The 14005-nt window shown below is 36.9% G+C and carries 13 protein-coding genes and 1 tRNA gene; 12 read left to right on the top strand and 2 right to left on the bottom strand.

Annotation, left to right across the window (positions count from 1 at the left end; genetic code table 11):
* Window positions 1-3: 3 nt before the first annotated feature.
* Window positions 4-339, bottom strand: coding sequence for a helix-turn-helix domain-containing protein (locus BM057_RS07045; RefSeq protein ID WP_092092474.1), 336 nt, complete (start codon window positions 337-339; stop codon window positions 4-6).
* Window positions 340-722: 383 nt separating this feature from the next.
* On the opposite strand from BM057_RS07045, the gene BM057_RS07040 reads away from it, so the two are divergent.
* The 3 genes from BM057_RS07040 to BM057_RS07030 all read left to right on the top strand — a co-directional run bounded on the left by BM057_RS07040 (window position 723) and on the right by BM057_RS07030 (window position 3379).
* Window positions 723-1004: a hypothetical protein gene (locus BM057_RS07040; RefSeq protein WP_047391540.1), complete on the top strand. Its 282-nt coding sequence runs from the start codon at window positions 723-725 to the stop codon at window positions 1002-1004.
* 485 nt (window positions 1005-1489) lie between these two features.
* The gene (locus tag BM057_RS07035; protein WP_092092472.1) at window positions 1490-2758 is read left to right on the top strand and encodes a tetratricopeptide repeat protein; all 1269 of its coding nucleotides are present in this window, start codon (window positions 1490-1492) and stop codon (window positions 2756-2758) included.
* A gap of 45 nt (window positions 2759-2803) precedes the next feature.
* On the top strand, window positions 2804-3379 hold the full coding sequence (locus tag BM057_RS07030; RefSeq protein ID WP_092092470.1) for a ReoY family proteolytic degradation factor: 576 nt from the start codon (window positions 2804-2806) through the stop codon (window positions 3377-3379).
* A 276-nt stretch (window positions 3380-3655) separates the two neighbouring features.
* Here BM057_RS07030 and BM057_RS07025 read toward each other — a convergent pair whose 3' ends face one another.
* Window positions 3656-4513, bottom strand: a complete 858-nt coding sequence (locus tag BM057_RS07025) for a YitT family protein (RefSeq protein WP_092092505.1) — start codon at window positions 4511-4513, stop codon at window positions 3656-3658.
* Window positions 4514-4958: 445 nt separating this feature from the next.
* Here BM057_RS07025 and dapB point away from each other — a divergent pair, with 445 nt between their 5' ends.
* From dapB to BM057_RS06980, 9 genes are all read left to right on the top strand, one after another.
* Window positions 4959-5747: a 4-hydroxy-tetrahydrodipicolinate reductase gene (gene dapB / locus BM057_RS07020; RefSeq protein WP_092092468.1), complete on the top strand. Its 789-nt coding sequence runs from the start codon at window positions 4959-4961 to the stop codon at window positions 5745-5747.
* The gene (locus BM057_RS07015) at window positions 5744-6937 is read left to right on the top strand and encodes a CCA tRNA nucleotidyltransferase (protein WP_092092503.1); all 1194 of its coding nucleotides are present in this window, start codon (window positions 5744-5746) and stop codon (window positions 6935-6937) included. The genes dapB and BM057_RS07015 overlap by 4 nt, the downstream gene beginning before the upstream one ends.
* A 139-nt stretch (window positions 6938-7076) precedes the next feature.
* Window positions 7077-9875, top strand: a complete 2799-nt coding sequence (gene dinG, locus BM057_RS07010) for an ATP-dependent DNA helicase DinG (RefSeq protein ID WP_245741869.1) — start codon at window positions 7077-7079, stop codon at window positions 9873-9875.
* Window positions 9876-9970: 95 nt separating this feature from the next.
* Entirely contained in the window at window positions 9971-10447 is a 477-nt protein-coding gene (locus BM057_RS07005; protein ID WP_092092464.1) for a cell wall elongation regulator TseB-like domain-containing protein, read from the top strand.
* A gap of 80 nt (window positions 10448-10527) precedes the next feature.
* A complete protein-coding gene (gene asnS / locus BM057_RS07000) occupies window positions 10528-11826 on the top strand; it encodes an asparagine--tRNA ligase (RefSeq protein ID WP_092092462.1) in 1299 nt (432 codons plus the stop codon).
* Between the two features lie 125 nt (window positions 11827-11951).
* A complete protein-coding gene (locus BM057_RS06995) occupies window positions 11952-12665 on the top strand; it encodes a DnaD domain-containing protein (RefSeq protein WP_092092460.1) in 714 nt (237 codons plus the stop codon).
* Window positions 12666-12684: 19 nt separating this feature from the next.
* Window positions 12685-13341: an endonuclease III gene (nth, locus tag BM057_RS06990; RefSeq protein WP_092092458.1), complete on the top strand. Its 657-nt coding sequence runs from the start codon at window positions 12685-12687 to the stop codon at window positions 13339-13341.
* A gap of 68 nt (window positions 13342-13409) precedes the next feature.
* Window positions 13410-13500, top strand: a tRNA-Ser gene (locus BM057_RS06985).
* A 268-nt stretch (window positions 13501-13768) separates the two neighbouring features.
* The coding region (locus BM057_RS06980; RefSeq protein ID WP_143074483.1) for a helix-turn-helix domain-containing protein at window positions 13769-14005 on the top strand (237 nt) is incomplete at its 3' end.

The raw sequence follows: 14005 nt of genomic DNA, 5'->3' as shown, positions 1-14005 counted from the left end.
ACCTCACTTGTTGCTGAATCTTCCTTGAAGATAAGCACGAATCGCTTCCCTATCATGATCAGTCATAGGTTTTCCGTCAAAACTCATCATGCCATCTAATATTTCATCTAAATCCGTAGATTGTTGTTTTTTAGTAGGAAGTGCCTTTTCTGTCCGTCCCAATAAATAATCTACTGAGACATCAAAATAATCTGCTACTTTTTTTATATTCTCAGCTTTAGGAGAGACTTTATCCCATCTACGGATCTGCCCATTAGATATCCCGATTTTGCGTTCAATTTCTGCAAACGTAGTCTGTTTTGCGTCAGCTAAGTCTTTTATTCGTTGTACAGTTCCCATTAGTATCACCTTTCAAAAGCTTACAAACCAGATGGTAATATTTAAGTCATTTTTAGTTGATAAATAACTTAAATGCTACTATACTATATTCATAAGCTAGTTTGTTAACGGATAAGCCAATAAAAATGCTTTTACCTAAGTTTTTCAACGTTTGTTCATAAGCTATTTTTACGCTTATTTGTTATGGATAAATATTAGCATAAAAGCTATTTACAGTCAACGCAAAGCTTTTAAATTAGCTTAAAATTTGTTTGCTCGTTAGAAGGGAAAAAGATAAAAAAATTCAAGCTCTAAGAAATAGAATGTTTTTGTATCTGGAGAAAAAAAGATCGACTGACAAAATAAAAGGAGTTAATGCATGATGTTAAAAGGAAGCGACGAGTATGAGTATTGAATGGCTGATTGGACTACTAATTGGCGGTGGAGGAGCAACTGGTTTATTGTCAGCTTTCTTTACCCGAAAAAGTGCTAAGGAAAAAAGAGAGATAGATTTATTAGATAGAGCATTTAAAGAAATAGAAAGACTAGATGTACGCATTAAAGAATTAGAAGCGGCATTGGCTAAAAAGAACGGAGAGAATGAAAAATTCAAAATGATTATTGACGGACTTACAGAAGATAAATTGAATCATAAAAAAGATATCAAGAAACTGAAAGGAGATTAAAAATAATGTTCTTAATCAACTATTATTTCGACGTCTTAAAATGAATAAAACAGGTTTAAGTCGATCTGATAGGAGAACGTTCTGCTCATTCAATTTGCCAACCTTATCTTGTATAAAAATACGAAGGCTACTAAGGAGCTGCAGGTTCGTATGAAATAAGAAAAAATACTCGTCGCAACGTCTCGTTCTGTTTGCTCTGTACCATTTCGCTAAAATGCAGGATATAAATCAAGTTCAATGCAAATGAGAAGGATCTGCCCAGCGAATATCATCGCTCATTTCAAAAAAAAAAACAAAGAGAATCAAAAATGTAAAACACTGTCAGCATAAACGCACAAGCTTTTTTTCACTCGTTAATGGGCTCTGTTGACGACGAATACATATTTTTGCTTAAAGGCAAAATATGCTATAATAAGGAAATAACAAATGAAGAGAGAAGAAGTTTGCACGATCTCAAGAATTATAGAGCGAAAGAGGTTTTGGATATGTCTCATGGACAAAAAATGATCCAGTTTTTGCAAGATAAACAATTAGAACAGGCAACAGCAGAGTTTAACCTGGCTTTACAGCACGATAACAAAGAAGAGCTTTACCTCTTAGCAGATTCTTTATATGAGTTAGGTTTTTTAAAAGAAACAAGAACAATCGACTTACAATTATTGAATGCTGATCCGTATAATGATGAGTTGAAAATCAGTTTGGCTGAAATAGCCATTGAAGAAGACGATGTTGATCAGGCGATGGAATGGCTAAGCCAAATAGGAGAAACAAGCCAAGCTTATCCTCAATCTTTAATGGTTCAAGCGGATATGTATTTTGTACAGGGATTGTATGAAGTGAGTGAGCAAAAACTACTACAAGCACAAGACATTTTAGGAGATGAACCTGTCATTCAATTTGCTTTGGCTGAGCTGCATTTTGCCATGGGAAAAGATGCTCAAGCGATTCGCGGTTATGAAGCGTTGATGGAAAAAGGGTATACGGAGTTCTCGGGCATCAATCTGGCTGGACGCAACGGTAATGCTTACAGTGCTTTAGGCGATTTTGACGAAGCAGTCCTCTATTTGGAGCAAAGCATTGAAGAAGATGAAAAAACAGATACGCTGTTTCAACTTGGTTTCACTTATTTGCAAAAGAAAGATAATCAAAGAGCAGTGGAAACTTTATTCCAGTTAAAAGAACTGGATCCTAGTTATACTTCGCTTTACCCTTACTTGGCGGTAGGTCTTGAAGAAGAGAATCGTTTAGAAAAAGCAGCGGAAGTGATTCAAGAAGGGTTGCAATATGATCGTTATAATCCTGACTTGTATCTTCAAGGTGCAAATATTGCCATCAAGTTAGAAAATGAAGAGTTAGCAGAACAATACTTTAAAGAAGCGATCACTTTGGCGCCGGACAATGCAGTTTATCTGCTTGGATACGCCAATCTGTTGTTGAAACAAGAGCGCTATGAAGAAACGATTGCTATGGTCCAAGCAAAACTAAAAGAAGAAGTTGTAGATCCTCAGTTTTACTGGAACCTTGCACAAGCAAATAATGGATTAGAAAATTATGAAGCTGCAGGAGCAGGCTATAAAAAAGCCTATCCATCATTCAGACAAAATACAGACTTTTTAAGAGAATATATCGATTATTTAAGAGAAGAAGGAAACCGTGATATCATTAAAGAAGTCTTAGGGGATTATTTAGTATTGGAACCAACAGATGAAGAGATGGTAACACTATTGGAATCAATCAATGGTAACGACGAATAGAGTAGGGTATAATGGTATCAAAGGGATGACAAGGAGGTTTTTCCTATGAGTATCCAGATTACATTAGAAGCTAAAAAAGCTTTTATCGGTTGGTTTCTAGATCGTCATCAATTAAAAAGAAGAGAATCTATGTGGATACTGAATTATCTGTTAAATCATGATATCGTATTAAACAAGGTTCATTTTGTTGAAGACGTTGAGAAAACACCGCGTGGGATGATGATGTCAACTGTTGGAATGGAAAATGATCCTTTTCTTTTTTACAAAGATGGGAAAGTATTTACAGATCCTGAGCAAGCTTTTCATGAAGTCCGTTTAAACTGGCGTGAAGATATGTATCTAGAGCTCATTTTTAGAGACCCTTGGAAAACCGAACAATATTTAGCTATTCTGGAAGACAACCCTTATTACAAGTGGAATGACCAAGTTTCTCCTGAATTGTCTATTGAAGTAGATCATGCGTTAGAAAAATTGCTGTTAATAGATCAGAAAGACAAACTTCTTGATCGTATTGATCAAGCGCTTGAAACTGGGGATAAAGCAAACTTTATTGCTCTTTCCTCTCAGCTGAAGGATCTTGAAAAAGACCTAACTGAAAAACAAAAAAAGCCTAATCTTTAATGTTAGAATGATGTTATTCAATGTAGTGAAGCGTACAGTAAAAAGACAAAGTGATTTGTAACTTATGTACTAAGTCATATAAAAAAACTGGCGAATAGGTGGCGTATGTTGCAATGTTTAAAAAACAACATTCCAATAAAAAGGATACTGGACAATAAGGTCATCGCCTATATTGTTCGGTATCCTTTTTTATTAGGTTCTTCATCTCCAAACAGGGGTAAGAGAAAAATCGTTTCTTTTTATGCTGAATCTGGATGAGTAAAAAAATCGAAACTTCTACTTGAACAATTTCTTTCTTGGTTTTGGATTGTATGAAAAGCCTTCTCCTAATGCTTCATGAACGGATAGTATCGAAATAAAAGCACTTGAATCTGTTTCTGATATGATTGTTTTTGCAGTTACGATCTCATGCGGACTCATCACACAATAAATAATGTTTTTTTCTTGTTTAGAATAGGCACCTTCTGCTTTCAAATAAGTTACGCCGCGTCCAAGCGTTTCAAGGAGGCTATCAGCTATTTCATCACTATTTTCTGAAATAACTAAAATCCCTTTTGCCGCGTAAGCTCCTTCTTGGATAAAATCAATAATTTGGGTGAAAACAAAGGAAGCTAACAACGTATACATCATATGAGACAAATCAATATAAGATAATGAAGCCAAGAGGACGAGCACATCAAAAGCCAGCAATGTTCTGCCCATTGGAATACCCAACTTTTTTTCAAAAATGCGGGCAATAATATCCGTGCCGCCAGTAGTCCCACCAGCACGATAAATGAGTCCGCTTCCGACTCCGCCTCCCAAGCCAGCTAGAATAGCGGCGATAAATAAATCATGATGCAAAGGAATAGAAACTGGAATCCTTTGCCAAATCCATAACGAGACAGAAAGCATAACGGTGCCAAAAATGGTATAAAAAAAAGACTGATTACCTAGTATTTTCCATCCAATCAAGATCATAGGGATATTCAAAAAGAGAGTGGAATAGGCAGGATCGATATGAACAAGCGAATTCAAGATCAATGAAATCCCTGTGAAGCCTCCCTCTGCTAGTTGATTAGCCATGTTAACATTGACTAATGTAAAACCATAAATGCCACATCCAATGGTGATGATCAACAAATCTTTGATCATTTTTTGATGAATTTTCAAATTATTCCTCCTTTCACTTGTCAATAGAAGCAGTAAATGCATCTTATGACCTTTATTTATAGTAACCTAACTCAAACGTTCTCTCAACAATCCAAAACAAATAGTTTCCATCAGTTTCTTTCTTGATTTTTTGGAAAGGAAAGGAGAAAATAGACGTAATGGACAAAAGAAAGAAGGAATCCGGTGAAAAAAGTTCTTAAAAGAATGCAACATGAAGTGGAGAAGTATACCCAACCATTTTAAGTAAGTTATTTTTCACCCCCTTGGCCTAAATGGCTCGACTTAACAACAGAAATGGGATAGGTTGTTTTTGTTGCTTTTAAGGGCTAATCGTTTAGATATAGATAGGACAGCCGCTTTCCATCAATTAATGGAAAAATAAACCAACGAGATAAAAATCGTTTTGAAAGAAAGGAAGAAGCAGAAGATGAAAATAATTGTAGCAGGTTTTAAAGGGAAAATGGGTGCGACAGCAACAAAGATGGTTTTGGATACGGAGGATTTTGAATTAGTAGGCGTTTATGATCCGTATGCTGAAGAAAATCATTTAAATGAATTGACAGCATTTGCTGATGTAGATATTCCTGTTTTTCATAACAAAGAAGATATTGTCGAAAAGACACAAGCAGATGTTTGGATCGATTTTACTGTTCCAGCCGCTGCCTATGAAAATACGCGTTTTGCTTTAAAAAATGGTATTCGTCCTGTAGTTGGTACTACTGGTTTTAAAGAAGCAGAAGTAAAAGAATTGCAAACTTTAGCAGCTGACCAATCCGTTGGGGGATTGATTGCTCCAAACTTTGCTATTGGCGCCGTTTTGATGATGCAGTTTGCAGCGAAAGCAGCGCAATATTTCCCAGATGTTGAAATTATTGAAATGCATCATGATCAAAAATTAGATGCGCCAAGCGGAACTGCAATCAAAACAGCAGAAATGATTTATGCAGAAAGAGGAACTCATCAGCAAGGCCATCCTGATGAAAAAGAAACCCTTGAAGGTGCAAGAGGTGCTGACTATAAAGGAATGAAGATCCATAGTGTTCGTCTTCCTGGATTGGTGGCTCATCAACAAGTACAATTCGGCAGCACAGGGGAAGGATTAACGATTCGTCATGATTCTTTTGACCGGTCTTCGTTCATGACAGGAGTGGCACTAGGTTGTCGCAAAGTGATGGAAGTCAAAACACTTATTTATGGATTGGAAAACTTGTTATGATTTCTTTAGCTCCTCCTTTTACAAAAGCACTGTCTGTGATGCACAAGATCGAAGCTGCAGGGTTTGAAGCTTATTTTGTCGGCGGCAGTGTTCGAGATACTTTGTTGCATCAACCGATCAATGATGTAGATATTGCAACAAGCGCTCTTCCAGAAGAAATTAAAACGATTTTTCCTAAAACGGTGGATGTTGGCATTGAACATGGAACAGTCATGGTCTTATGGAAAGGCGAACACTACGAAATTACGACTTTTCGGACTGAATCAACTTACCAAGACTTTAGACGGCCAGACGAGGTGACATTTGTTCGTTCTCTGAAAGAAGATTTAAAGAGAAGGGACTTCACTGTAAATGCGCTTGCCATGGACCAAAAAGGTAATATTATTGATTATTTCGATGGACAAACAGACTTAGCGAACAAAGTCATTCGAGCTGTCGGTTCTCCTCATGAACGTTTCCATGAAGATGCTTTGCGCATGATGCGAGCAGTTAGATTTATCAGCCAGCTGGGTTTCAAAATGGAAAAAGAAACCATAGCAGCGATTGAAAAAAATCATGCTTTGTTAGAAAAAATTGCTGTCGAACGGATTCAAGTAGAATTTTTGAAAATGCTCATGGGCATAGGAAGAAAAAATGGCTTATTGATTTTTATCGAAACTGGATTATTTAAATATTGTCCTGGGTTAAGAAATCATGAAAAGGCACTGGAGGCTTTCGCTAAAAACCAACTGAACCTCAGCACTTCACTTTCTGCATGGACATTTTTGCTCTTTTACTTAGAGGTGAAGAGCGAGGAAGTGGAACCTTTTTTACGTGCTTGGAAGTGTTCTCGTAAAGAAATTCAACAAGTCGAAACAGCTTATCGAGCACTAAAAGTACGCATGAATCGCTCGTTAGACCGTTTGGAGTTGTATCAAACAGGGTTAGAAATTGCACTTGAAGTGGAGAAGATGGCTGAAAGTTTTGGCATACCCGTTTATCCGCTTCAAGTAAAAGAGACCTATGAAAGCTTGCCGATCAAGAGTAAAAAAGCATTGGCGATTACTGGTAATGACTTGATCTCCTCTTTAAAGATCGAACCTAGCAGAGAAATAGGTTTACTTTTGGAAAAAGCAGAAAAAGCCGTGTTGGAAGGAAAAGTAGGTAATGAAACCATTCAGATTTTAAATTGGTTAAAGGAAGAACGTTAAGAAACTTTTTGAAAGCTATTTTTTGATGGATCCATCAAAAAATAGCTTTCCTTTTTCTACCCTGTCTAGTATTTGTCAGGACATACGTGTTATGATAGATGAGATGTAAACTATGTAAAGAAACAGGTGAATCGTTGTGATGAAAACACCGACCTATGCAGTAGTAGATATAGAAACAACGGGTGGAAATGTTTCCTCTGGCGACCGCATTATTCAGTTTGGTTGTGCACTCGTTGAGGATCACAAAGTTGTCCAACAGTTCTCTATTGATATCAATCCTTCAAGAAAAATACCGAAAGAAATTGAATATCTTACTGGCATCACGACTCAGTCTGTTGCCGCAGCCCCTTACTTTGAAGATGTAGCCCCAACACTTTTTCAACTGTTAGAAGGGTGCATTTTTGTGGCACACAATATTCAATTTGACTACGCCTTTCTTTCAAATGAATTTGAACGTTGTGGGTTACCAGCTTTAACCCTGAAAGGAATGGATACAGTTGAACTGGCGCAGATTCTTTTGCCGACAGAAGCTAGTTTTAGTTTAGGTGACTTGGTAGCTAGTCTTGGGCTGACACATGAACGACCTCATCAAGCAGATAGCGATGCGTTAGCAACAGCAGAGCTATTTTTGTTGTTATCAGAAAAAGTTGAAACATTACCGCTTGTAACGGTGGAAAAATTAGTTGAACTCTCTCAACATGGTATTATGCAAAATCAGGAGTTCTTTTTAATGCATCTTGCAGAAATGAAAAGAAAGGTAAAGCCATTACCTGATCATCTTTTCATCAAAAGTGGATTAGCACTTCAGAAAAAGAACAGTTCACTCCCTCAAGAGGATTTTCATGAGCGTCCTTCTTTTCCTGAAACGTTAGAAGATAAAAAAAGGCTTTTTGGTTCAGCATTATCCATTAGAGAGCCGCAAGTCCAAATGATGGACGAGGTCTATCGTTACTTTTCGAAAAAAGAGACCAAGCACTATGCTATTGAAGCAGCAACAGGGGTCGGAAAAACAATCGGTTATTTATTGCCAGCCGCTTACCTGGCTAGCAAAGAAAATCCTATAGTGATCAGTACGTATACAACATTGCTGCAAAAGCAGCTGGTGACTAAAGATGTTGCTCAAGTTTGTGCGCTTTTGCCTTTTGAATTATCAGTAGCTGTTTTGAAAAGCAAAAGTCATTATCTTCATTTGATGAAATTTGAAAGTTTGCTCAATGAACCGATTGAGCAAAAATTAGAAGCTGTGTATCGGATGCGGGTATTGGTATGGTTGACAGAGACCACAACAGGTGACTTGGATGAATTGAATCTGACGAATTATGAGCAGGCTTTTTGGAATAAAGTGAAACATCGTGGTTGGCTCGATGAAGCTAAAGAAGACAAATGGTATGAAGATGACTTTTATATTCATGCACGCAAACAAGTGAAAAAAGCGAGTATTATTGTAACAAACCATGCTTTTTTATGTCATGACTTGATAAAAGAACAACAGGAACTTCCGCCTCTTCAGCGATTGATCGTAGATGAAGCGCATCATTTGGAAGAAGTAGCTGTCCAGTCAACAGCTGAATCTTTAAAATATTATCGATTGCAAAAAATATTTAAGTGGCTTGGAAAAAAAGACGATGAAAAAAGCTTTATTGGACAGTTTGAAGCCATTTCTTCCAGGATGACAGAGCCCATCACTCATTTTCTGGATCATTTAGAAATGACGAGTTACTTTTTAAACGAAGAATGGTCTTTTTTTATTGATCACTTGCTTCATGAAGCTCGAAATCAAAAAGAGATTCGTTTTTCTGGTCAAGAAAGCACGGACGTTTTTTTTGATCCCGAAACTTTTCAATCAGTGTCTTTTAAGAAATCAGTCAAAAAAATGATTTCTTTGATGGAAGAAATCATTTATCTAAGCCGCAATATAACTAAAAAAATGATGAAAGAAAAAACAGTTTTATCTTCTAGTGAACAATATCTTTTGAATGACTTTTATGATTTGTTAAATGAATTTCAGCAGCAAAATAATTTGTTTAGGATTGCATTCAAACAAAAAAATGAACAATATGTAACATGGTTTTCTTTTAAAGAAAAGAGTCCAAAAAACAGCTTTACGATTTATTGTAACAGGATCGACAATCCACAAATACTGAAAAAAGAGTTAGTAGACAAAATACCTTCTATTGTCTATACAGGAGCAACACTACAAGTTAATGACAGTTTTCTCTTTTTTGAACAACAAATAGGAGAAAATAACTTAAAAACACTCTGTCTTGACTCACCGTATGATTATCAAAAACAAGTTCGTTTTTGGCTTCCAAAAGATCTTAAACCGATACGATCTCTATCAAAAGAACAATATGCAAAAATGATCGTGTATTATTTAGAACTCCTTAGCCAGAATTCCACTGAAAATGTCTTAGTACTATTCACATCATATGATACGCTACAGCGTGTTTATTATCAGTTACAAAGAAACTCGGCCTTCTCAGGAAGAGAGCTGTTAGCACAAGGAATTTCGGGCAGTCGGGAAAGAATGTTGAAACGTTTTTTCAGGTCTCAAGGCAGCATATTACTAGGAGCTGCAAGTTTCTGGGAAGGGGTCGACTTGCCTGGAAGAGCCTTACAAGTTTTAGTTGTTACTCGATTACCGTTTGACTCCCCTGATCGACCTTTTGTGAAAGCGAAATACCAATGGCTAGAAAAACAACACCTTCATCCTTTTGCGGCCGAAGCGTTACCAAAAGCTACTTTACGTTTAAAACAAGGACTAGGAAGATTGATTCGTTCAGAAAAGGACAATGGCATCCTTCTTTTGCTAGATGACCGAATTGTATCGACAACATACGGTCGTTCTATCCTGTCCGCTATGCCGAAAGGGCTGCATCTGGAAGAAATGACGGCTGAAAATATGCAAGAAGAAATCAGAACATTTTTAAGAGAATAAATAAAATTTTGAATATTTGTCAAGAATAACCCTTGAAATTTTGGTATAATGTAAAAAGCAAAAAGTATGAAAAACTTAAAAAGTAGGGAAACAAAGTGAAAAAAGGCATCTTTTTAACAGCTATCATTTTGATGGTTACCCTTATTGTGTCCGCTATTTCTATTTATACGATCGGTCAATCTCCGTATAAAGAAGCGAAGCAAGAAGCACTTGCAGTTGCGAAAAAAGAAGCAGGAGTGACAGACGTAAAAGAATTTTATTGGTACAATGGTTCTAAGACTTATTTTTCTGTTGTCGGCAACACAGCTGAAGGTGCTGGTAAAGTTGTTATCATTGATCAAAAAAATGGAAAAGCAACGGTTTTAAATCAAAATGAGACCATCACAAAAAAACAGGCGATCCAGCTGACTGTCCAAGCTAAGAAGCCGAAAAAAATCCTTTCAGCTAGAATCGGGATCGAAGAAAAAGTACCTGTTTGGGAGGTAGCATATAAGCAAGATAACGGCCGCCTTGGTTACTATTTTATCACCTTGAAAACTGGAGACTGGATAAAAGACATTGGAAACATATGAAATCTATTTTCATTTTCCTTGTGATTGCGATACAATATTAACATTATAAGAAATTTCTGATATAAAAGGAGACAAGAAACGTGGATCGAATTAGAATTATAGACTCGAAAAATTATGTTGAAAAAGAAGTTGAAATTTCCGGATGGGTTGCAAATAAACGCTCAAGTGGAAAAATTGCTTTTCTAGAAATACGTGATGGTTCAGCATATTTCCAAGGTGTGATCGTAAAAAGTGAAGTTGATGAAGAAATCTTCAGCCTTGCAAAAAGTATCAATCAAGAAACTTCTGTGCTGGTTCGAGGAACCATCCAAGAAGACAGCCGTTCTAAATTCGGTTATGAAATCAATATCCATCAGCTCACTGTAGTTGGCGAAAGTGAAGGCTATCCGATTACACCTAAAGAGCATGGAACAGACTTCTTGATGGATCATCGTCATCTTTGGTTACGTTCATCTAAACAACATGCCATTATGCAAATTAGAAATGAAGTGATTCGTGCAACTTACGAATTCTTTAATAAAGAAGGGTTCATCAAAGTGGATCCTCCAATTTTAACAGGAAGTGCGGCTGAAGATACAACTGAATTATTCCACACAGAATATTTTGATCAAGATGCCTATCTATCACAAAGTGGACAATTATATATGGAAGCAGCTGTCATGGCTTTTGGAAAAGTATTCTCATTTGGTCCAACATTTAGAGCTGAAAAATCAAAAACGAGAAGACATTTGATTGAATTCTGGATGATCGAACCTGAAATGGCTTTTGTTACACATGAAGAAAGTTTAGAGATGCAAGAAAAGTATGTCGCTTATATTGTTCAAGGCGTACTAGATCATTGTGATCATGCTTTGCATGTATTGAATCGAGACCGCAAAGTATTAGAAAAGTATACACAACTGCCTTATCCACGAATTAGTTATGATGAAGCTGTAGACTTATTGCAAAAAAATGGCTTTGAGGATGTCGAATGGGGCATTGATTTTGGCTCTCCAGAAGAAACCTTCATTGCAAATCATTTTGATAAACCTGTGCTTATTTTAAACTATCCAAAAGCTATCAAAGCATTTTACATGAAACAAGATCCTGAACGGGATGATCTTGTGCTTTGTGCCGACATGATCGCGCCAGAAGGTTATGGAGAGATTATCGGCGGAAGCGTTCGTGAAGAAGATTATGAAAAATTAAAACAACGAATCCATGAGTTCGGTCTTAAAGAAGAAGATTATGAATGGTACCTTGATTTAAGAAAATATGGTAGTGTCCCACACGCTGGATTTGGTCTAGGTTTGGAAAGAACAGTCACGTGGATCGCTGGAATCGAACACGTCAGAGAATCTATTCCATTCCCACGTTTGTTAAACCGTATTTATCCATAATCAAACGGATAAATCGATCTACATTGTTCTACAATTAGAATAAGTAATGAAACGAAAAGGAGTTGTGACCATGTCTCAGCTCCATTTTCCTTTTGTGAAAGTTGGAAAAGGAGAGGGTAATCAAAATGAAAGAACTGAAACAATGGATCAAAGCAGGAAATACAACGATCCCTAATCTACTGCTCATGTATTATCGTCAAATTGGTTTGACTGAAAAACAATTGATTTTTGTGATCCAGCTTAAATCATTTATTGATGCTGGTAATGATTTTCCAGAAATAGAAAAATTGGCGAAGCGAATGCAGTTATCATCTGCAGAAGTTTTTGATCTTCTACATGAACTTACCCAAAAAAAACTGCTCTTTATCCATACAGAAACGGATAGTGAAGGAAAAAGTCGCGACAGTTATCGTTTAGACCAAATATGGGAAAAAGTCATACAATATTTGTCTCAAGATCAAGTCAAACAAAAAGAAATGCAACAATCTCATTCAGAAAAAGAACTGTTTACTCAATTTGAAGCTGAATTTGGTCGTCCACTTTCTCCGATCGAAATTCAAACGATCGGAATGTGGCTAGACGAAGATCACTATTCAATCGAACTCATTGAACTGGCTTTGAGAGAAGCCGTTTTAAGCCAAGTTTATAACTTAAAGTATGTAGACCGCATATTATTAAGCTGGGAAAAGAAAAATATCCGTACTAAAGCTCAAGTGATGCAAGAAGGAAATAAAAAACGGTCCTATCAAACGAATCCTCAGCAAAAGAATACAAATAGTGGTAATGCAGACAATAGACCGAATGTTCCACTTTATAATTGGTTAGAAGAAAATGACTAATTTATAGGAGAGTGAGAAAATGCTGTCGAAAAAAGCAACTGTTGAAGTGATTGAAGCGATGGGAGATATCTTTCCAGACGCACATTGTGAATTGGTTCATAAAAATCCATTTGAGCTACTGGTTGCTGTAATGCTTAGTGCTCAGACAACTGATGCGGCTGTAAATAAAGTGACACCTGACCTTTTTGAAAGTTATCCTACTCCTGAATCATTGATGCAGGCGCCATTAGAAAGTATCATGGAAAAAATCAAAACCATTGGATTATACCGGAATAAGGCTAAGTACATCAAAGGTACTGCTGAAAAGATTGTACTGAATTTTGACGGCGAAGTACCAAAAACAAGAGAAGAATTGATCACTCTTCCTGGTGTAGGAAGAAAGTCAGCGAATGTCGTGATCAGCGTAGCTTTTGGCATCTCAGCGATTGCAGTGGATACACATGTGGAACGGGTGACAAAACGTTTAGGGATCTGTGCTCAACATGCTACGGTTAAGGAAGTAGAGGAAACCTTAATGAAAAAGCTTCCGGCAGAACTCTGGGGAAAGGCACATCATCGTTTGATCTTTTTTGGCCGTTATCAATGTCCAGCTAGGCAGCATAATCATGAAGCTTGCTTGGCTCTTTTGAGAGCGCATATGGCCTCGCCAGAGCTACTTGATAAAGCAAAAAAGTAAAACCTATTTGAATTTAAGGTTGCCAACAAGACAGCCTAGCGTTATACTTTTAGATGTGCTTTATTAGTGGAAGATTACCCAAGTTCGGCTGAAGGGGACGGTCTCGAAAACCGTTAGACGGATACTATTCGTGCAAGGGTTCAAATCCCTTATCTTCCGTTTCGTCGAGGATATTCAATCTCCTTACTCGTTCAACTTCTTGAATGAGTAAGGAGATTTTTTGGTTCTACAATATTTAACGTTGGTCAATTTTGAAAAAACAAAAAGAATAAAAAGTAGAACATATTGCCCATAAAAATGCGGAAATTTTTTTCCAACCAATCATTGCGGTTAGTTGTAAAATGAAATGCATAAAGAAAAAAATATAAAAAAGCCATGTAGATACGGTATACTTTAAAGCGACGAAACCAAAGTAAGGAGTATCTACATGACTAATAACCATTCTAACATAAAACGCAAACAGGCTAAACACTTATCTGATATCCAACGCGGGAGACTCGAAGAAATGGCTAAAGAAGGAAAACTGAGCCAGACAAAAATGGCGTTGGAACTGGGGGTAGATCAGTCAACCGTCTCCCGCGAATTAAGACGTGGAAAAGTCCGCCAAATGGCTTATGACCGCTCTTATTACGAATGCTATTCGGCAGAAGCTGGCTCACGTGTT

The sequence above is a fragment of the Pisciglobus halotolerans genome, assembly GCF_900113675.1.
Taxonomy (GTDB): Bacteria; Bacillota; Bacilli; order Lactobacillales; family Carnobacteriaceae; genus Pisciglobus; species Pisciglobus halotolerans.
This window is presented reverse-complemented; position numbering and strand designations above follow the sequence as displayed.